Below are 19,492 nucleotides of genomic sequence, written 5' to 3'. Positions count from 1 at the left end.
ATTTCCTGTTTCAGGGACAGACGGGCTCGGCGCCGCTGCCCGTGCCACCGCTCGAAGGGGTGCGCGTCAGGTGGCCGTGTGGACGGCGTCGGCTCGTTCCGCCTCCGGGGCAGCGGCGGGCGCCGGGCCGGCCGGGCGGCGGGTGAGGCGGCGGGCGAGGGGTTCGGTCCAGCGGGCGGCGAGCGGGCCGATGATGACGAGGATCAGTACGTAGGCGGTGGCCAGGGGGCCGATGCGGGGCTCGACACCGACGGCGAGGCCGGCGATGACGATGGAGAACTCGCCGCGGGCGACGAGGGTGCCTCCGGCGCGCCAGCGGCCACGCGTTTGAGGCGGCCGTGGCGCAGGGCCAGGTACAGGACGGCGCCGACGGTACCCAGGGAGATCAGCAGGGTGATCGTGCCGCCGGCGAGGCTCACTCCGGCGAGCAGGGCGGTGAGGATGGGCAGGTAGACGGCCATGGCCAGGTCTTCGATGACCAGAACACCGAGGACGACGGGGGTTTCCCGGTTGCCGAGGCGGCCGAGGTCGCCGAGGACCTTGGCGATGACCCCGGAGGAGGAGATCCAGGCGACTCCGGCCAACGCGACGGCGGCGACCGGTCCCCAGCCGAGGATCAGGGCTGCGGCGGCGCCGGGTACGGCGTTGAGGACGAAGTCGACGGCCCCGGAGGGGTATTGGGTCTTGAGGTTGGTGACGAGTTCGGAGGCGCTGTATTCCAGGCCGAGGAGGAGGAGCAGGAGGATGACGCCTATTTCGGCGCCGGTGGCGATGAACTCCTCGCTGGCCTGGAGCGGGAGTATGCCGCCGTGGCCGAAGGCCAGGCCGGCGAGCAGGTAGAGGGGTACGGGTGAGAATCCGACTCGGCCGGCGAGGCGCCCCAGGATTCCCAGACCCAGGATGACGGCCCCGAGTTCGATGAGCATGGCGGTGGTGTTGTGCACGGGCGTCTATCCTCCGGTGATCAGTTCGGCGACGGCGTCGACGCCTTCTCGGGTGCCGACGACGACGAGGGTGTCGCCGATGGCGAAGCGGAAGTCGGGGGTGGGTGACGGTACGGCCGCGGTACGGCGCAGGACGGCGACGATGGAGGCGCCGGTGCGCGTGCGGGCCCGGGTCGAGCCGAGCGTGCGTCCCGCGTACGGCGACCGTTTGGTGACCTCGATGTGTTCGGTGACCAGGTCGATCTCCATGTGCTGATGGAGATGTGCGACCGGGTCGGGGGTCAGCAGCTTGCCCAGGGCCGTCGACTCGTGCGGCGCGAGCGCGGCCGAGTCCCGGCAGTTGTCGTCCTCTTCGGGGTCGTGGAAGGCGAGGATCCGCCGCCCGTCCTGGTGGATGACGACCGAGAGATGGCGGCCGGCTTCGGTTTCCAGGTCGTAGCGGGTGCCGACTCCGGGCAGGACGGTTTTACGGGTGTGAGCCGTGGGCTCCATGGCGTGCTCCAAAACAACGTGGGTGCAGGCGTGCGGGTTTCACGTCGGTCGCTCGAGTACAGCCTGTCAGCGCGTGCACGAGTGCCCGTTCGACAGGCGATTCTGCATCACGCGCCACGATCAGCCGGGGCCGCGCCAGGGTCAGTTGCGGGCGTTAGACGCGGCGGCTGGTGCCGCTGGTATCAGGCACGCTGTCGCGAGCGGCGTTGTCGACGCGCACGGACCGGAAGGCGAGTGGCGCGAGCAGGCAGCAGGCCGTCTCGGTGACGGGCAGGTTCACGGCACGGATGCTGCAAGCCATGTCTCCCCGATCACTTCGGCCGCATGACAGCCGGCCCCAACGTAATGGCTCGGTAAAGGATTGCAGCGCAGGAGAAATGACGAAAACCGCTACACAGCGCCCTATATAGCTGCCCAAGGGGCGCGTCGGCAACGTCGCTCGTTGATTTCCCCCAGCGCCATGATGAGCAGGCCTATCGCTCCATTTCGGACCGTCTTGTGACCTGAGCCGACGGTACCGCCGTACGCGGCGCGGCGCGGCTTCGCGAGGTGATTGTCCGTCCACAAAGGACGAGAAAGGGAAAGGGGAATACACACTCCTTTCCACTTTCAACATATAGCGCATGGGGGGCCTTGCGGCAAGGCCCGGGTCATGCCGCAGAATCGGCGGCCGAAGCCAGAAGCTGCGGAAATGGGGGAGTCACGAAGTGCGTGTGTTGTTGTCTACGTATGGGTCGCGCGGGGACGTCGAACCGCTGGTGGGACTCGCGGTGCGGTTGCGGGCACTCGGCGCGGAGGTGCGGGTATGCGCGCCGCCGGACGAGGACTTCGCGCAGCGGCTGGCCGGTGTCGGCGTGCCGCTGGTGCCCGTGGGGCAGTCGGCGCGCGCGTTGACCACCGGGGCGCCGCCGCCGTCGTCGGCGAACCTGCCCCACCGCGCGGCCGAGGTGATAGCCAGCCAGTTCGACGCGGTCACCGCGGCGGCCGAGGGATGCGACGCGTTGGTGGCGACCGGCATGATGCCGGCCGCGGCCGGCGCGCTGTCGGTGGCCGAGAAACTGGGCATCCGCTCCGTGTCCGTGACGTTCCAGCAGCTCACCCTGCCGTCGCCGCACCACCCGCCGCTGGCGTATCCGGGCCGACCGTTCCCGCCGGAGGTGACCGACAACCGGGTGCTGTGGGACCTGGACGCCCAGAGCATCAACGCGTTGTTCGGCGCGGCGCTCAACACGAACCGGGCCTCGATCGGCCTGCCACCGGTGGGCAACATCCGCGACTACGTCATCGGTGACCAGCCATGGCTGGCGACAGACCCGATCCTGGACCCGTGGCAGGAACCGGCGGACCTCGACGTCGTACAGACCGGCGCGTGGATCCTTCCCGACGAACGCCCGCTCCCCGCCGAGTTGGTGGCGTTCCTGGACGCCGGCGCACCACCGGTGTACGTGGGCTTCGGCAGCATGCCCATGCCCGACTCGCAGTACGTCGCCCGGGCAGCCATCGAGGCGGTCCGCGCGCAGGGCCGCCGCGCGGTCGTGGCCCGCGGCTGGGCCGACCTTGCCCTGATCGACGACCAGGGCGACTGCTTCGCCGTCGGCGAGGTCAACCAGCAGGCACTGTTCGGCCGGGTGGCCGCCGTCGTGCACCACGGCGGTGCGGGCACCACGACGACGGCCGCCCGGGCCGGCGCGCCCCAGGTGGTGGTACCCCAGGCGGCGGACCAGCCGTACTGGGCCGGCCGGGTGGCCGACCTGGGCATTGGCGCGGCACACGACGGCCCTACTCCCACCACCGAGTCCCTGTCGGCCGCGCTCAGGGACGGCCCTGACCCCCGAAACCCGCGCACGAGCGACCGCCGTGGCCGGCACGGTCCGCACCGACGGGACAACGGTGGCCGCGAAGCTGCTGCTCGACGCGGCCGGCTGAGAAAGGCCGCCGGTGTCCGTGTGAACCACGCGGGACCACCGAGCCAGGACCGAGGGCCCAGGGCCCAGGGCCCAGAACACGAGAACCCGCACACCCTGGCGAGCTGAACCGACAACGGCCACGGGCCCACGTCAGGCGGAGCGTTGCCCGCCATGGCCCCCAGGTTCGTCACGCCGGTCCAGACGCCTTGCCGTGCGCAATGGTCGCAAGCGACCTCATATCGGAGCTGATGCTGTGAAACCCCTGACCACCAGCGCGTTTGACCTTCCCGACCACCTCTCCCCCAAGGCCGACCCGACGCTGATCGCCGGCGATGAGCAGCACTTCGCGGCCATCGCGGAGTGCCTGGAACAGTCGGTAGCCGACCTGTCCGACCGCCTCGATGCCGAGCGCAAGGCGCCCGGCGGCATTGGCCGGCAGGCGATGGACCGGGACATGGAGATCCACCGGCTGACCGCCCGCCTGCGCGCACTGCGTCGCTTCTGTCTGGACCTGTGCCTCGGACACATGGTCAGCGCGGACAACCCCGAGCCGGTGTACGTCGGACGACTTGGCCTTACGGACAGCGCGGGCCGTCGGCTGCTGCTCGACTGGCGCTCCCCCGCGGCTGAGCCGTTCTTCGGAGCCACCCACGCCAACCCGATGGGCCTGGCAAGCCGCCGCAGGTACCGCTGGACCCGCGGCCGGATCAGCGACTACTGGGACGAGGTGTTCACCTCGGACGGGTTTGCCGGGCACGCCGCGCTCGACGACCAGTCCGCCTTCATCGCCGGCCTGGGCAGCAACCGGTCGCCACGGATGCGAGACGTGCTCGGCACCATCCAGGCCGACCAGGACGCCATCATCCGCGCGGGATCCCGCGGCGCTCTCGTCGTCGACGGCGGTCCGGGTACGGGGAAGACCGTCGTCGCTCTGCACCGCTCCGCCTACCTCCTCTACTCCGACCCTCGCCTCGGTCACCGCCGGGGCGGCGTGCTGTTCGTCGGTCCGAGCCGGCCCTACCTGGGTTACGTCGCCGATGTCCTCCCCGGCCTCGGAGAGGAGGGCGTGCAGACCTGCACCCTGCGGGACCTCGTAGCCGAGGGAGCCGCGGCAGCGATCGAGGACGACCCGAAGGTGGCCCTCCTGAAGTCGTCCGCGAGCCTGGTGAAGGCGATCGAGACGGCCGTCAGGTTCTACGAGGAGCCGCCCACCCAGGGGATGACGGTCACGACCCACTGGTCCGACATCTGGCTGAGCGCCGACGACTGGGCCGTGGCGTTCGAAGCAGCAGAACCCGGCGCTCCGCACAACGAGGCGCGCGACCAGATCTGGGAGGAGCTGCTCACGATCCTGGTGGACAAGCACGACGGCGACGCCTCGGCCGACCTGCTGCGCAAGTCGCTGCTGAAGAACAGGGAGTTGCTCACGGCCTTCGACCGCGCGTGGCCGCTGCTCGAAGCGGCCGACCTCGTCGGAGATTTGTGGTCGGTACCCGCCTACCTGCGCAAGTGCGCTCCCTGGCTCAGCCCTGACGACGTTCAGCAACTGCAGCGCCGGGACGCCCAGGCCTGGACGGTGTCCGACCTGCCGCTCCTGGACGCGGCACGGCAGCGGCTCGGCGACCCGGAGGCGTCGCGGCGTAAGCGTCGGCACAACGCCTTTGTCGCCACCGAACGCGAGCACATGGCCCACGTCATCGACGCCCTGCTTGAGGCCGATGCCGACGGGGAAGGTGCGGTGACGATGCTGTACGGGCAGGACATGAAGGACACCCTGGTCGACGCGACCGCATCGCCCGCCGCTGCCCCGGACCTCCTCGCCGGCCCGTTCGCGCACATCGTCGTGGACGAGGCTCAGGAACTGACCGACGCGGAGTGGCAGATGCTGCTGCTCCGGTGCCCGTCCCGGAGCTTCACCATCGTCGGAGACCGCGCCCAGGCCAGGCACGGGTTCACGGAGTCGTGGCAGGAACGGCTCGAGCGGATCGGGCTCGACCGGATCAACCTGGCCTCCCTGAGCATCAACTACCGGACGCCGGAAGAAATCATGGCGGAGGCCGAGCCGGTCATCCGGGCCGTGCTCCCGGACGCCAACGTGCCGACCTCCATCCGCAGCAGCGACGTACCCGTCGTACACGGATCTGCTTCGGATCTGAGCTCGGTCCTCGACACCTGGCTCGCCGCACATGCCGACGGGATCGCCTGCGTCATCGGCGCTGGTGGGATTGAGGGGGGCACATTCCGGACGACGTCCCGCGTCCGGTCGCTGACCCCGGAGCTGTCGAAGGGGCTCGAGTTCGACCTGGTCGTCCTCATCGACCCAGAGGCGTTCGGCACGGGCATCGAAGGAGCGGTGGACCGCTATGTCGCGATGACCCGAGCGACCCAGCAACTCGTCATCCTCACGAGCTCCTGACGAATGCCGTACGGACGCCCCTCCCGGCGGAGTTGGTGGCATTCCTGTACGTCGGCATACGACCTGTGTACGTGGGCTCCGCGACTCCTGTTGAGCATCTGTATGAAGAGCGCTCAGTCACGCATGACATCTGTCCATGGTGGTGCCGACGGCGTCGCCCTACCTTCTGCGTACCCCGATTCCCGCGCCAGGTCACCCTCCCCAGCGCCCCGTACGCCCCGCACCCCTCCCCGGCGACCCATACCGGCGAGGCTGCGCGGGCCGGGCGACCGTTCAGCATTCGAGGGCTTCGGCGTGCACGCCGCGAACCCGGCCCACCTGCTACGACGGGGCAGCTTCCCTGCCTGCTCGCCCACAGTGCCGCCCCACCGCACTCGGTGCCTGGACACATCCCGCTGGACGGATACGCCCCACTTCCTTCCCTCCGTAAGGACTGAGCATGAGCGCACAACCGACACGCACCAACGTGGTGTCGCCACCCCGTGAGACCGGGCAGACGCCTCCCCCGGGCGGGCTCCACGCCGGGCTCAAGAACCGCCATCTGTCCATGATCGCGATCGGCGGTGTGATCGGTGCGGGCCTGTTCGTCGGATCCGGCTCCGGCATCGTGGCAACCGGTCCCGGCATCCTGCTGTCGTACGCCCTGGTCGGCACCATCGTCGTCTTCGTCATGCGGATGCTGGGCGAGATGGCCGCGGCGCAGCCGACCTCCGGGTCGTTCTCCGCCTATGCGGACCAGGCGCTGGGCCGCTGGGCCGGATTCTCGATCGGCTGGCTGTACTGGTTCTTCTGGGTCGTCGTGCTGGCGGTCGAGGCGACGGCGGGTGCCGTGATCCTGGAGGGGTGGGTTCCGGCCGTTCCGCAGTGGGCCTGGGCGCTCATCGTCATGGTCGTGCTCACCGCGACCAATCTGGCGTCCGTGTCCTCGTACGGCGAGTTCGAGTTCTGGTTCGCCGGAATCAAGGTCGTCGCCATCGCCGCCTTCATCGTGATCGGCGGGCTGGCTGTCTTCGGCCTGCTGCCCGGCTCCGGACACGAAGCGGTGGGGCTGGCCAATCTGACCGGCCACGGCGGCTTCCTGCCGAACGGGCCCGGGGCGATCCTCACCGGCGTACTGATGGTCGTCTTCTCCTTCATGGGCAGCGAGATCGTCACCCTCGCCGCCGGTGAGTCCGAAGACCCGCGGCGCGCGGTCACCAAGGCCACGAACAGCGTGATCTGGCGGATCGGCGTCTTCTACCTGGGCTCGATCCTGGTCGTCGTGTCGCTGCTGAAATGGGACGATCCGGCGATCACCGAGAAGGGCTCGTACGTCGCGGCGCTCGACGCGATCGGCATCCCGCACGCCGGTCAGATCATGAACGTGATCGTGCTGACCGCTGTACTGTCCTGCCTCAACTCCGGTCTGTACACCGCGTCGCGCATGGCCTTCTCACTCGGCGAGCGCGGTGACGCGCCCAAGAGCTTCGCCCGTACGAACAGCCGCGGTGTGCCAACGGCGGCGATCCTCGGCTCGGTCGTCTTCGGCTTCGTCGCGGTCTTCTTCAACTACCAGTGGCCGGACACCGTTTTCCTGTTCCTGCTGAACTCCTCCGGCGCGGTCGCACTGTTCGTCTGGCTGGTCATCTGCTTCACGCAACTGCGCATGCGCGGCATCATCCTGCGCGAGGCGCCGGACCAGCTGGTTGTGCGGATGTGGCTCTTCCCGTACCTGACGTGGGCAACCATCGCGATGATCTCCTTCGTGCTGGCCTACATGCTCACCGACGACGCGGGGCGCGACCAGGTGATTCTCTCCGTGCTGGTGGCGGCGCTGGTCGTGGCCATCTCGGTGGTACGGGACCGACTCCGCGCCGGTACGGGTGACGCGGTCACGAAGCCGTAGCGCGTTGCTGTGCCGCTCGGGCTCGTCCTGCCAGGAAGGGCCCGGGCGGCCAAGGGCGCGGGTGTACGGGTCGCGAGACACCGGTCCAGCGCTGCGGCCTTGCCGACGGACGTGAGTACGCTGCCGTTGTCCGCGTAGAGCACGTCCGGGTCGACCTCCACCTGAGGGTGGCGAGCGGCCAGGGCCTCGCCGGTCGTCAGCCCGCTGACCGGCAGTCCCCCGGACGTGCGGCTCGTCTAGCCGTTGGCCTCGATCCGCACGTCGAGTTCCTTGACCTGCTGCTTGAGGGCGACGGTCCGGTAGCTCTCCTCAACCCACTCGCACAGCACCTCGGCCGTAGGCGCTCCCTTCTCCCCCAGTGGCACGGAGACCCAGCCGGCCTTGCCGAGTCCGTAACCGGTGGGCTCGGCCCCTGGCGCGGTCATCGCGTGCTCGTGCAGCGCCGGGTCCTTCAGTTTGACGGACAGTCCGGGAGGCTGGGGCCCGTCCGCGTTGCCGAGAAAGACGAAGATCTTTTTGTTGACCTTCACTACGCAGTCCTCGGGACCCCAGGGGAACTCTTCCCCGGCTCCCGGCAGCCCGAGAGCGAACGCCCGCACCGCCTCCCACTTGCGCACCGCAGCCTTCACTACGCCTCCTCCTACCGCAGGTCACACTGCCCGCGCGGACAGCCGTCCCACCACGCTAGCCTCAGCGAGCGGAAGCATCTGGGAGGAGCGGCTACGGATCCACCGGATCCAAGATTCAGAGGTACACAAGGGTTGTCAGTGCAATTTCACATTACTATGTTACGGGTCACATCGCAGAGGTGGGTTCTCTCAACTCCCGCGTGTGTTACGTCGTTTCACTGCTCCGCACCGCTGTCACACTCCCCTTCTTTCACCTCCCACACAGGAGTCACCGGTGTCCCAGTTCAGAACCGTGCGCACCTCTCTGCTCGCCGGCGCCATCGCGGCGACGCTCCTCGCCACAGCCGCACAGACCGTCCAGGCGTTCGAAGACCCACGGAGCGTCCCCGGCACGTTCGGCGGCCGACCGGCCGCCGCGGCGGCCGCTCCCGTCGCCCACGGCGACAACCCGTTCGACGAGGTCCAGCGACTGGCCGAAGCCCCGAAGCCCGTCGCACGCCCCGCCCCGGCCCCCGGCGGCGGCCGCAACGCCGCGGGCCGCATCCCAGGACCGCAGACCGCCCCTGGCGCCGCCCCCCGTACCGGCGTTCATGCCGCCGGAGTCCCCTGCACGCTCGATGGTGTCGCCGGCCTGAGCCCCGAGCGCTTCGCCGACTTCCTCGCCGACCCTGCGGTGACCGCCGACGGCTGCCTGCGCACGCTCATCTGGACCTGGGATCCCAGGCTCGCCCGGGTCATGTCGGACGCCCACGTCCAAGCCGTCGCCCGCCGCGTCTCCGCGCTGGCCGCTTCGCACGACGGGAAGAACGGCAGCCACCTGTACGAGATGTTCACGTTCCTGCATGCCGCGGCGTTCCATGACTTCTCGCGTGACGAGATCGACCTCACCGACACGCCGACCGTCGAGGCGATACGCCGAGCCGTCTACGCCTTCGGTACGGCCACCCGCACCTTCGATGTCACGCGCGCCAACGCCAACACCCTGCGCGAGGCGCTCTACGCCGCCAGCGCCCCCGGCCTGCGCCACTCGCAACTGGGGCTGATCAAGACGGTGCTGGCCACGATGGACCAGTACCACCCGGACACCAACAAGGACTCCGCCTGGGGCAACGCGGCGCTGGCCGCGCTCTCCGTGAACTACCTGGGTGTCTACCCGGGCAACAAGGACACCGCCTTCCACAACGTGGTCACGCAGAACGCCTCGTACCGCAACGCGTTCAAGGCCTTCGCCGGTTACCTCCATCTCAAGGGCACCGCCAATGAGTGGGTCGTGCGCGACGCCCTCGGCGAGTACGGCCGCTTCGGGCAGATAGCGGCGCTCAAGCCGACGATCGTGCCCGACCTCGGCGCGCTCCTGGGTACGACCGAGCGCAACTTCGGTCTGGGCAGCGAGCCCTGGGGAAAGACCGTCTCCTGGCTCAACTTCTACGAGGCGTGCAAGCCGTACAAGGTGTGCGCGGAGGACATCGAGCGGCGGATCTTCCCGTACACCTACACCTACGACAACGGAGCCATCAAGGTCCGCACCGCTCTCGACCGCACCACCGTCGACCAGCTGTACTACGCCAGCAAGCAGGTCAAGGCGCAGTTCCACCGGGTCCTCGGCACGGAGCAGCCGCTGACCGGCGACACGAACACCACGCTCAACATCGCGCTGTACGCGTCCCGAAAGGACTACGAGGTCTACCACCCGATCCTCACCGGCATGGGGACGGCGAACGGCGGCGTCTACATCGAGCGCGGTGCGACGTTCTACACCTACCAGCGCCGGGTGCCGCAGGACTCGTCCCTCACGCTGGAGGAGCTGTTCCGGCACGAGTACGTGCACTACCTCAACGGCCGGTTCGCCGTGCCCGACTACTTCGGCGAGGGTGCCTGGTACACCGGCGACCGTACGACCGCGATGGACGAGGGTACGGCCGAGTTCTTCGACGGTGCGACGCGGGACGACGGCGTCGCGGTCCGCAAATCGCTGGTCCGCAGCGTCATCAACGACACGGCCGGCGGCGGCCCCCGGATGACCGTCAACCAGTTGCTGCACGCCACGTACGACGGAGACGGCTTCCGCTTCTACTCCTACGCGGGCACCTTCTTCGAGTTCCTGTGGCGCGACCGGCCCGCGCTGCTCCAGGAGATGTACCGGCACCTGCGCGCCGACAATCCGGCGGCCTTCGACGCCTGGCGGGCCCGGCTGGGTTCGGACGCGGCGCTGCAGCGGGCGTACGACGCGTTCCTGGACGCGCAGATCGCCAAGGTGGACGACCTGTTCGTGCCCAACACCTCGTTTCTGCCGACGGCTTCACTGCGGCATTCGACGGCCGAGCAGATCCGGTCGGCCTTCGTCTCCGCCACGCAGTCCACGCCGGAGTGCAAGGACACGGCGGACACCACGGGCAAGCGCCGGTTCGTGTGCACCGGGCGTATCACTGCCAATCTCAGCGACGCGACCAGTCCTGATCTCGTCTTCAAGGACATGTCGGAGACCGTCGACTACTTCGTCCTGGAGCGGAGTGAGAGGGGCGGGGACAACTTCGAGGACATGAACTGCTCGTTCGGACCGGTCGAGGTCTGGCCCAACGGCCGTGCGGGCACGGCTCCTTACGCCTGCGAAGGGCCTCTGCGCAGCTGAGATTTGATTGGCCTCGAACAGCGCCCGCCCGGTTGTCATTCGGCGCTACGCGTCGGTGGGGGCGCCGGGGCGGCCGTGTACGCGCTGGTGTGCCAGCGCCCACCACGTCTCCGCCAGGTCGGCCGGGTCGCGCAAGCTCGTCCCGGAGACCTCCTCGAAGCGCCGCAGCCGGTTGCGCAGGGTGTTCGGATGGACGAACAGGCTGCGCGCCGCGGCCTCCAGGCGCAGGCCGTGTTCGAGGAAGGCCGTGACCGCCTCCTCCAGTTGCGCGCCGTCCTCCCCGCGCTCGCGCAACGGGGCCAGTCGTTGGTGGACGAGGCGTTCGCCAACTGCCGGGGTCTGTACGACAGCGGTGCGCAGGCCGAGTTCGTCACTGGTGTGCACGCCGGACAGGTCGAACGACACCGCGACCCGCAGAGCCAGGGAGGCCGAAGCGAACTCACTGGCGACGTCGCACGGGTGGGCGGCGGCGCCCAGTCCGAGCACGAGGTCGCGGAACAGCTTCGGAGGGCGTGCGGCCAGCAGCCCGGCCACGTCGCCGTCGACCGTCGTCACCATGAGGCCCCCGGCCGGGCCCACCGCGACCCAGGGCCGCAGCATCTCGACCACATGCGCGACGGCCGTGGGGCCGGAGGCCGCCCTGGCGCGAAATGGCATTCCGGCGGGCGCCGAGCCGCCCGCCCAGCCTCGCACCGCAGCCGCGTCCACGGGGGCGAGCAGCAGCATGCGTACGTACTCCTCCAACCCGGGCCCTGCGGGCGAGGCGTCCTCCGCTCTGCGGCGCACGATCCGTACCGTCATGGCGGCGGCCCAGGACCACACTTGTTCGCCGATGGCCAGCAGTTCCTCGGGGGTCGCCCGGCGCATGGTCATCTCCCGGCTGAAACGCGACCAGACGACGTCCACGCCGATCCGGTGCGCGCGGATGACGTCGTCGACCGGCAAGGTGTCACCGATCGTGCCGGTACGAGCCGGCTGTTGAGCAGCCTGCCCAGGGCCGTGCACCGGGCCGTGCACCGGGAGCTCGGGTCCGGCGCAGCAGTGGTGTTCGCACAGCCGGTGCACGACCGTCAGGCCGCGGTCCATCGCTCTCGCCACGCGCAGCGTCAGCAGATCCGGTGGCACGCGCGCGTACGACGGCAATTCGGCCCGCAAACGGTCCGTCACCTCTTTGACGACCGACCCCATGTCGGCTCGCAGGGCGGTGACCGCCGCCGCCACCGTTGTGGAAACCTCCACTGCACCCCTCATCGCTCGGTGACTTCCTCCATGGTGCGTACGTATGACGATCGTCATGCTAGGTGCAGACGTCCCCGCTCCCGGTCGCCAAGCGTCCTGGGGGCGGCAGAACTTGGGGTGCCGCGAGGCGGCGCCCACCCCCCCCACTCAGCAAAGGATTTCCATGGCCGTTTCCTGGCGACGCGCGGCACTGCCCGCCGCCGTCCTCGGCATACTCGTGCCCGCCGGCTTCGGCGCGCAGGCGCTGCTGTCCGGTGCCGTCGACCCGCTGGGCAGGGACGCCGCCGCGTCCCGGCCCAGGAGCGGCGCCTCCGCCCCCGCTTTCGCGGGGGCGGAGACCGCGGAGGGTGACGCCGTGGTCGCGCAGCCCACTGCGAAGCCCGACCGGCGGGTGCACGCCTCGTCCGTACGGATCGCCTCGTACGACCAGCGGCAGCGACGAGCGGTGCTGACGACGACCGGGAAGGAACCCGTACGGACGGGGGACGTGGTGGCTTCGGCCCCCAACCGGTCGGCTCCGACGGGCGCGCTGTTCAAAGTCGCCGAGGTGACCGGGACGTCCGGTGGCGAAGTGACCGTGACCACCGCGCCCGCCACCCTGCCGGAGCTCCTCGGCGACCGCACGGTGAATCAGCGCGCCGCGGTCGCGGCCGACCGGCTGCGGGTCAAGCCCCTGTCGTCGGGCGTCACCGCGACGACGGGGCGGCCCGCCGACGCCTCGAGAACTCCCGCCGCCCCAAGGCCCGAAAGCACGGGCAGGGGCACGGCGACACCGTCCCCGGCCCTGCCCGACGCATCCGCGTCCGCCTCCCCTTCCGCCTCTGCGACCGCGTCCGCGTCTGCTTCCGCGACGCCGCACGGCACGGCGGACGGCGCGTCCCAGGCCGCCTCGGAGCGGGCCGGTGCGGCCTTCGGTGCACCTGCCGCGGGTGCGTCCACCGGGGCTCCGGCCACTGACTCGGCACCGGCGCCGGCACCGGAAAGCTCCGGCCTGCCCCGGGACGCGGCGACACCGCTCACGACACTGCGACTGGGCCTCGACGTTCCGCTGCCCGCCGGCATCGAGGCGACCGACCGCTCCCCGGCACGGCTGGCCGGTGAGGTGCGCTTCACTCCCGAGGTGTTTTTCCAGTACGAGAAGCGGGCCGGGCTGTCCGTCCTGCCGGAACGGGCCGCCGTCGGGCTCGGCGGCTCGTACGGATACGACTGGCAGGTGCACGGAAAAGTGACCCGCGCGGTCGACTCCGGCGAGATCACCACTCCCCTCGCGTCCGTCACCGGTCAGCACACCTTCTGGGTCGGCCCGGTGCCCGTGGTCGTCAACACCGAGGTGGTCTTCGTCTACCGCTTCACCGCCGACGGCCGCATCGTCCTCGACGCCGAGCAGCGCACGGCCGGTTCGTTCGACATCGGGGCCCGTTACGACCGCAAGGAAGGCTGGCAGCCGGTCCGTCACGCCGAGCAGCGCACCGAGGGCGGCAAGCCGCGGGTGGAGGGGGCCGCGACCGCGAAAGCCACCGTCGGCGCCCGCGCGTCCGTCTCGCTGTACGACACGGCAGGCGTCAGCGGCGAGTTGTCCGTACAGCTCACCGGACGCGCAGCCGCGGCGACGGGGGCGGCGCCCGCCTGGGAGCTCACCGCCGGATACGACCTCAGGACCGAGCTGATGCTCCAGCTGAAGATCTTCGGCATCCGGATCGTGGACCTGCGCACCACCCCGTACACGCTGCACGGCGAGCGGCGGCTCTTCGGCCAGGGCACGCTGCCTCCCGTGTGAGTCCGTCGCCGCAGGCGGCGCGGTGCCGGTCGGGGCCGACCCGTACGGGGGGCGGGCCCGGCTGCCTTTTGCCGTGCAGGGCTTGTGACCTGCTGCCATGGGTCATCCGCCCCGGGACACGCTCATCCCTTGCTGAGCCGCACCGTGTCCCCCGCTCTGCCGCCGGCCAGGACATCGATGCGGGCGCCGGTCCCGGGATCGGTGAAGGTCTGGCCGGGGGCGTACGCGGCCAGGTCCAGTTGGGTGCAGCCCGGGGGGGGGGCAGCAGTCGGGTTCGCGTTCATCACCCTGACCGGTCCCTCGCCGGTCCGGGCGGCGGAGTCGACCTTGTAGATCAGGACCCCGGTGGAACAGGCGTCCCGGTCGTTGCCCTCGGCCCGACGGGACTCCGCGACGTACGCCGTCGTCTCACCGGTGCGCAGTACGGCGATCTTGGTTCCGCCGGGTCGTTCCACCGCGGTCAGCCGTACCGTGCGGTGGCCGGACGCGGGCAGGCAGGCGACCTGGCGGTCGCGGGTCCAGCCGAGCTTCCAGGAGTGCCAGCCGAGGTACTGCGGGGCGGGGCCGGCGATGTCGCCCATGACGTCCCAGCCACCCACGTACTGGTGGGTTGCGCCGGTGAAGGAGTAGAGGTTTGGCAGGCCGAAGGTGTGGGACGTCTCGTGGGCGACGACCTTGCGGCCCCAGCGCCACATGTCCTGCCCGAAGGTGACGGCCCACTTGAGGCGTTTGCCGTCGGCGGTGATCCCTGCCGCGGCCGGATCGTAGAGGTAGGTCGGGGAGAAGGGGATGGCGGCCGCCGCCTTCGGGGGTACGACATGGACCATGTCGTACCGGGAGAAGTTCGCGTAGGGGTCGGCAGCCGTGATCGCGTCGCGTACGTACTTCTCGTGGGTCTCGAAGGTGAGGCCGCGCGCGAATCCGTAGGAGGTCGAGTCGGCGGGCATGCGGATCCAGCGGTGCAGCGGGGTGTTCTTGAGCCGGAAGCGGCCGTAGCTGGCACGGTGCATCCAGGCGGCGGCCGGGGCCAGTTGGGCGGCGTAGGGCTCGGTGGAGTCGGCGGCCGGGACGTCCGGGAAGTCCACGAACAGCATCAGCACGCGCCGGGTCCCGGTGGACGGCTGGAACTGCGTCCGGTCGGTGTTGTGGCCCTCGTCGGTCCAGCCGGTCCTTCCTGGAAGCGCGCAATCGCTCGCGGAGGCAGGCGGCTTGGGCGCTTCGGTCGCAGCAGCCGCGGCGGCGGGGGCGGACAGGCAGGACGCGAGGACGAGCGCTGCGGCAAGGGGCCGCAGGCGGCGGGGCAGGTTGGTCATGTCTCTCCCGTCGGAGGCAGGTCGAGGAGTGGTGTGCGGAGAGTTACGCGCGGCCCGCCGCCAGGTCCATCAGGCGTGACAGCACGCGGTCACCGGAGGCGGTGACGCCGTCGTGCTCCCATTCGTTGGTGACCCACACGCGGGTGGCGCCGACGTCGCGCGCGGTGCGCAGCGAGAGCTCGGCGTCCACGTACATGTCGTCGTGGTAAACGATCGCGGCGAGCGGCACCCGGTTGGCGGCGAGGCGGCGGGGGTCGTACAGCGGTGACCAGTCCGTGCGTTCGGCCAGGAGGTCTGCGGCGTCGGCGAAGGGGCGCAGGCCCTTGATCTCCCGGAACATCCAGGGGTAGATCATTTCGCCGGTGAGGAGGAAGGGGTCCGCGTCCTCGGCGAACTCCGGAAAGCCCGTCATCGCGCGGGACGCCGCCCAGCCGGTGGGCTTGTCCCCCTGCCCGTACAGCGTCTCCTGCATGACGGCGAACAGCGGATTGTCGGTGAAGCCGGTCAGATCCATCACCTGGTGGAGAAAGGTGTCGGTCAACTCGCCCCGCGCGTCCAGGGATTCGTCGAGCAGCCAGTGGACCCGCTCGAAGCCGCCCCCCATGCCGAGGGCGAGACCGAGGGTGCGCAGGCGGCGGGTGGTGAGCCGGTCTCCGTCGGGCAGGCGAACGTCGGTGGCGGTCAGGATGCGGGCGATCTCGCGCAGCCGGTCGGCGTCGTCCGGGTAGCGGGCGTAGAAGTCGAGGACGCGGTCCCGCACCCGGGGGTAGGTGCGCGCGTACACGTCGTCGGCTGTGGCGGACAGGCCGGGAATGCCTCCGGTCACGTAGCAGGCGCGTAGTCCTTCGGGTGCCTGCGACAGATAGGTGAGCGTGATGAAGCCGCCGTAGCTCTGGCCGAGCGTCTCCCACGGTTCGTCGCCGCACAGGCGCCGGCGGATCAGTTCGGCGTCGGCGACGATCGCGTCCGCGCGAAAGTGGCTGAGATGGTCGGCGAGTTGGGCCGGGGAGGTGAAGCGGGAGGCCGCCCGCGCGGTGACGGGTGTGGAGCGGCCGGTGCCGCGCTGGTCGAGAAGGAGCACACGGTGGGTCTTGAGCGCCTGGGGCAGCCAGCCGGGTGAACCGGCGTACGGGCGAGGTGACTTGCCGCCCGGCCCGCCCTGCAAGTAGAGCAGCCAGGGCAGTTGCTCACCCACCCGGCCGGGATCCGCCACCTCGCGGGCGAAGAGCTGGATGGTCGGCCCGTGCGGGGCCGAGTGGTCCAGGGGGGTGGTGAAGACGTGGTCGACGGTCGCGTACGCGGGGTTCATGGATCCCTTTCCCGGTCGAGTAGCCGCGCTGATGTGCAGTGTGACATTGCTTAACTCGGTACGATTCGGCCTGGTGCGACCGACGGGGATTGGGAAGCCCCTACGTGCGCATAACGCGCCCTGTGGAGGCCGCCCCTGTCAGCCGGTCGCGGCCCGCTTCGCCGGCCGGGATCGCCGGCCTGCGGAGCCCTGCGCGCTCTCACCCCTGGCCCACAGGGAGCGGACATGGCCCAGGTGCCGGGCCATGCACTTCTCCGCACCCTTCGCGTCGCCCGCCAGCATCAGGTCGAGCAGCTCCAGGTGCTCCTCGGCCGAGGGAATCAGCTCGCCGCTCTCGTCCAGGGCGGTGAGCCCGTACAGGCGGGACCGCTTGCGCAGGTCGCCGACGGTTTCGACCAGCCTCTCGTTGCCGCAGAGCGCAAGCAGCGAGAGGTGAAAGCGCCGGTCGGCCTCCAGGTAGCCGATCAGGTCGTGGTCGCGGGCGGCCCGCACGATCTCCTCGGCGACCGGCCGCAGCGCCTCCAGCTCCTCGCGGGTGGCGCTGCGGGTGACCTGCCCCACCGTCGGAACCTCGATCAGGGCCCGGATCGCGGTGTACTGGTCGAGGTCGCTCTCGGAGACCTCGGTGACCCGGAACCCCTTGTTGCGGACGGGCTCGACCAGACCCTCCCGGGCCAGGTCGAGCATCGCCTCGCGTACGGGCGTCGCCGAGATCCCGAAGTCATCGGCGAGCGCGGGTGCGGAGTACACCGCGCCCGGCCGCAGTTCGCCGGAGATCAGGGCGGCTCGCAGGGCGTGGGCGACCTGGTCGCGCAGCCGCTCGCGGGTGGCGTTGAGGTCGCGCTGTGCCAAGTGCCCCATGGTGTTCCCTTCGTACTGCCGAGATCACCAGAGTACAATGTCACGTTGCTTCTGCGGGTGACAGGGTGGAGGTCGACGGCGGCGGCGACGGAGGTGACGTCTGCGGTCACAGGAGGAAGCCTCCGGGAAACGGATCGGTCGGATCGAGGAAGTACTGCGCGGTACCGGTGATCCAGGCCCGGCCGGTGACGGTGGGGACGACCGCGGGAACACCGCCGACCTCCGTCTCCCCGATCAGCCGGCCGGTGAACTCCGTACCGATGAACGACTCGTTGACGAAGTCACGGCCGAGGCGAAGGTCGCCTCGGGCGTGGAGCTGGGCCATGCGGGCGGAGGTGCCGGTGCCGCACGGCGAGCGGTCGAACCAACCGGGATGGATGGCCATCGCGTGGCGGGAGCGGACGGCGTCGGAGCCGGGCGCCGCCAGGTAGACGTGCTTGACGCCGGCGATCTCCGGTTGCTCCGGATGGACCGGCCGGTCCGGCGACGTGTTGATCGCCTCCATGATGGACAGGCCGGCGGCCAGCAGGTCGTCCTTGCGGGTACGGTCGAAGGGCAGCCCGAGTTCGTCGAGTCGCACGAAGGCGTAGAAGTTGCCGCCGAACGCGAGATCGTAGGTCACCGTCCCGTGGCCGGGGACGTCCACCTTGCGGTCGAGCCCCGCACAGAACGCGGGCACGTTGGTGAGCGTGACGGAGGTGGCCGCACCGTCCGTCACGTGTACGTCTACGGTGACCAGACCGGCCGGGGTGTCGAGGCGGACGGTGGTGACGGGTTCGGTGACCGGCACCATGCCCGTCTCGACGAGGACCGTGGCCACCCCGATGGTGCCGTGTCCGCACATGGGCAGCAGGCCGGAGACCTCGATGTAGAGAACGCCGTAGTCGGCGTCGGGGCGGGTGGGCGGCTGCAGGATCGCGCCGCTCATGGCGGCGTGGCCACGCGGCTCGTACATCAGCAGCGTCCGTACGTGGTCGAGGTGTTCCATGAAATGGATTCGGCGCTCGGCCATGGTGGCGCCGGGGATCACCCCGACGCCACCGGTGATGACGCGCGTGGGCATGCCCTCGGTGTGCGAGTCGACTGCGTGGAAGACGTGACGCGTGCGCACGGAGGATCCTTTCGGCGATCAGGCGATCAGGCGATCAGGTGGTCAGGTGGTCAGGTGGTCAGCTGTGACCGTCGGCGACGGCCTTCTCGGTCGCCTCCCGCACGGCGGCCTCCACCGGGCCCGTGAGCGGGACGCGCGGAGGGCGGACCGGGCCGCCATGACGCCCGACGATGTCCATGGACAGCTTGATCGACTGGACGAACTCGGTCTTCGAGTCCCAGCGCAGCAGTGGGTGCAGCGACTTGTAGAGGGGAACCGCCGTCCGCAGGTCTCCGGCCACCGCCGCGTGGTAAAGCGCGGCGCAGGCGGCCGGGAAGGCGTTGGGGTAACCCGCGATCCAGCCGACCGCACCGGCCACGGCGAGTTCCAGCAGAACGTCGTCCGCGCCAACCAACAGGTCGAGCTCCGGGGCGAGTTCGGCGATCTCGTACGCGCGGCGGACATCGCCGGTGAACTCCTTGACGGCCACGATGTGCCCGTCGCCGTGGAGCCGGGCGAGCAGGGCGGGGGTCAGGTCGACCTTGGTGTCGATGGGGTTGTTGTACGCCACCACGGGGAGGCCGGCCCGGGCCACGTCGGCGTAGTGTGCGCGTACGGCCCCCTCGTCGGCGCGGTAGGCGTTCGGCGGCAGGAGCAGTACGGAGCCCGCGCCCGCCTCGGCCGCCTGCTCCGCCCAGCGCCGGGCCTCCGCACTGCCGTACGCGGCGACGCCGGGCATCACCCGGGCCCCGTCGCCCGCGGCCTCTACCGCGGTGTGGACCACGCGGGCCCGCTCCTCGTCGGTCAGGGTCTGGTACTCGCCGAGCGAGCCGTTGGGGACCACGCCGTCGCAGCCGTTCTCGATGACCCGGCGGACGTGTTCGGCGTAGGCGTCGTAGTCGATGGAGAGGTCCGCGCGCAGGGGGAGCGCGGTGGCGACCATGATGCCGCGCCAGGGGCGGGAGTTGTTCCAGGTGGTGGCGGTGGTGGCGGTCATGCCG

General features: G+C 70.2%; 13 protein-coding genes and 3 pseudogenes. 5 read left to right on the top strand and 11 right to left on the bottom strand.

The window, feature by feature from the left end; genetic code table 11:
- Nucleotides 1-66 precede the first annotated feature (66 nt).
- From J7E91_RS23755 to J7E91_RS23745, 3 genes and pseudogenes are all read right to left on the bottom strand, one after another.
- Nucleotides 67-944, bottom strand: a pseudogene (locus J7E91_RS23755) (cation:proton antiporter).
- Between the two features lie 6 nt (nucleotides 945-950).
- The gene (locus J7E91_RS23750; protein ID WP_214908079.1) at nucleotides 951-1,436 is read right to left on the bottom strand and encodes a cation:proton antiporter regulatory subunit; all 486 of its coding nucleotides are present in this window, start codon (nucleotides 1,434-1,436) and stop codon (nucleotides 951-953) included.
- 154 nt (nucleotides 1,437-1,590) lie between these two features.
- The gene (locus J7E91_RS23745; protein ID WP_214908078.1) at nucleotides 1,591-1,737 is read right to left on the bottom strand and encodes a hypothetical protein; all 147 of its coding nucleotides are present in this window, start codon (nucleotides 1,735-1,737) and stop codon (nucleotides 1,591-1,593) included.
- A gap of 406 nt (nucleotides 1,738-2,143) precedes the next feature.
- Between J7E91_RS23745 and J7E91_RS23740 the strand changes: the two are divergent.
- The 3 genes and pseudogenes from J7E91_RS23740 to J7E91_RS23730 all read left to right on the top strand — a co-directional run bounded on the left by J7E91_RS23740 (nucleotide 2,144) and on the right by J7E91_RS23730 (nucleotide 7,644).
- Nucleotides 2,144-3,362, top strand: a pseudogene (locus tag J7E91_RS23740) (glycosyltransferase).
- A gap of 234 nt (nucleotides 3,363-3,596) precedes the next feature.
- The gene (helR, locus tag J7E91_RS23735; RefSeq protein WP_214908076.1) at nucleotides 3,597-5,759 is read left to right on the top strand and encodes an RNA polymerase recycling motor ATPase HelR; all 2,163 of its coding nucleotides are present in this window, start codon (nucleotides 3,597-3,599) and stop codon (nucleotides 5,757-5,759) included.
- 439 nt (nucleotides 5,760-6,198) lie between these two features.
- The gene (locus J7E91_RS23730) at nucleotides 6,199-7,644 is read left to right on the top strand and encodes an amino acid permease (RefSeq protein ID WP_214908075.1); all 1,446 of its coding nucleotides are present in this window, start codon (nucleotides 6,199-6,201) and stop codon (nucleotides 7,642-7,644) included.
- 77 nt (nucleotides 7,645-7,721) lie between these two features.
- Here the strand turns inward: J7E91_RS23730 and J7E91_RS36185 are convergent.
- Both J7E91_RS36185 and J7E91_RS23725 read right to left on the bottom strand, forming a co-directional pair.
- A pseudogene (locus J7E91_RS36185) lies at nucleotides 7,722-7,832 on the bottom strand (AraC family transcriptional regulator); the annotation flags it as partial.
- Between the two features lie 48 nt (nucleotides 7,833-7,880).
- Nucleotides 7,881-8,273 (bottom strand): MmcQ/YjbR family DNA-binding protein, encoded by a 393-nt coding sequence (locus tag J7E91_RS23725; RefSeq protein WP_308376973.1) that lies wholly within the window; start codon nucleotides 8,271-8,273, stop codon nucleotides 7,881-7,883.
- 274 nt (nucleotides 8,274-8,547) lie between these two features.
- Here J7E91_RS23725 and J7E91_RS23720 point away from each other — a divergent pair, with 274 nt between their 5' ends.
- Entirely contained in the window at nucleotides 8,548-10,902 is a 2,355-nt protein-coding gene (locus J7E91_RS23720) for a collagenase (RefSeq protein WP_214908073.1), read from the top strand.
- A 45-nt stretch (nucleotides 10,903-10,947) separates the two neighbouring features.
- On the opposite strand, the gene J7E91_RS23715 is transcribed toward J7E91_RS23720, so the two are convergent.
- On the bottom strand, nucleotides 10,948-12,141 hold the full coding sequence (locus J7E91_RS23715) for a helix-turn-helix domain-containing protein (protein ID WP_308376972.1): 1,194 nt from the start codon (nucleotides 12,139-12,141) through the stop codon (nucleotides 10,948-10,950).
- Nucleotides 12,142-12,304: 163 nt separating this feature from the next.
- Here J7E91_RS23715 and J7E91_RS23710 point away from each other — a divergent pair, with 163 nt between their 5' ends.
- Nucleotides 12,305-13,918 (top strand): hypothetical protein, encoded by a 1,614-nt coding sequence (locus J7E91_RS23710; RefSeq protein ID WP_214908071.1) that lies wholly within the window; start codon nucleotides 12,305-12,307, stop codon nucleotides 13,916-13,918.
- A 122-nt stretch (nucleotides 13,919-14,040) separates the two neighbouring features.
- On the opposite strand, the gene J7E91_RS23705 is transcribed toward J7E91_RS23710, so the two are convergent.
- The 5 genes from J7E91_RS23705 to J7E91_RS23685 all read right to left on the bottom strand — a co-directional run bounded on the left by J7E91_RS23705 (nucleotide 14,041) and on the right by J7E91_RS23685 (nucleotide 19,488).
- Entirely contained in the window at nucleotides 14,041-15,231 is a 1,191-nt protein-coding gene (locus J7E91_RS23705; protein WP_214908069.1) for a M6 family metalloprotease domain-containing protein, read from the bottom strand.
- Between the two features lie 43 nt (nucleotides 15,232-15,274).
- On the bottom strand, nucleotides 15,275-16,540 hold the full coding sequence (locus J7E91_RS23700; protein ID WP_214908067.1) for an alpha/beta fold hydrolase: 1,266 nt from the start codon (nucleotides 16,538-16,540) through the stop codon (nucleotides 15,275-15,277).
- A 138-nt stretch (nucleotides 16,541-16,678) separates the two neighbouring features.
- Complete coding sequence (locus J7E91_RS23695; protein ID WP_214908065.1) at nucleotides 16,679-17,401, bottom strand: GntR family transcriptional regulator; 723 nt, start codon at nucleotides 17,399-17,401, stop codon at nucleotides 16,679-16,681.
- A 106-nt stretch (nucleotides 17,402-17,507) separates the two neighbouring features.
- Nucleotides 17,508-18,512 (bottom strand): proline racemase family protein, encoded by a 1,005-nt coding sequence (locus J7E91_RS23690; protein ID WP_214908063.1) that lies wholly within the window; start codon nucleotides 18,510-18,512, stop codon nucleotides 17,508-17,510.
- A gap of 58 nt (nucleotides 18,513-18,570) precedes the next feature.
- Nucleotides 18,571-19,488, bottom strand: a complete 918-nt coding sequence (locus J7E91_RS23685; RefSeq protein ID WP_214908193.1) for a dihydrodipicolinate synthase family protein — start codon at nucleotides 19,486-19,488, stop codon at nucleotides 18,571-18,573.
- Nucleotides 19,489-19,492 lie beyond the last annotated feature (4 nt).

Origin of the sequence: Streptomyces sp. ISL-99, assembly GCF_018614005.1 — a bacterium.
GTDB classification, from domain to species: Bacteria; Actinomycetota; Actinomycetes; order Streptomycetales; family Streptomycetaceae; genus Streptomyces; species Streptomyces flavidovirens.
The sequence above is the reverse complement of the archived record's forward strand: the minus strand, read 5'-3'. Positions and strand labels throughout refer to the sequence as shown.

Coding starts and splice junctions, on each gene's coding strand:
- J7E91_RS23750 (WP_214908079.1), bottom strand. CDS start 1,436: ATGGAGCCCACGGCTCACACCCGTAAAACCGTCCTGCCCGGAGTCGGC.
- J7E91_RS23745 (WP_214908078.1), bottom strand. CDS start 1,737: ATGGCTTGCAGCATCCGTGCCGTGAACCTGCCCGTCACCGAGACGGCC.
- J7E91_RS23730 (WP_214908075.1), top strand. CDS start 6,199: ATGAGCGCACAACCGACACGCACCAACGTGGTGTCGCCACCCCGTGAG.
- J7E91_RS23710 (WP_214908071.1), top strand. CDS start 12,305: ATGGCCGTTTCCTGGCGACGCGCGGCACTGCCCGCCGCCGTCCTCGGC.
- J7E91_RS23705 (WP_214908069.1), bottom strand. CDS start 15,231: ATGACCAACCTGCCCCGCCGCCTGCGGCCCCTTGCCGCAGCGCTCGTC.
- J7E91_RS23700 (WP_214908067.1), bottom strand. CDS start 16,540: ATGAACCCCGCGTACGCGACCGTCGACCACGTCTTCACCACCCCCCTG.
- J7E91_RS23695 (WP_214908065.1), bottom strand. CDS start 17,401: ATGGGGCACTTGGCACAGCGCGACCTCAACGCCACCCGCGAGCGGCTG.
- J7E91_RS23685 (WP_214908193.1), bottom strand. CDS start 19,488: ATGACCGCCACCACCGCCACCACCTGGAACAACTCCCGCCCCTGGCGC.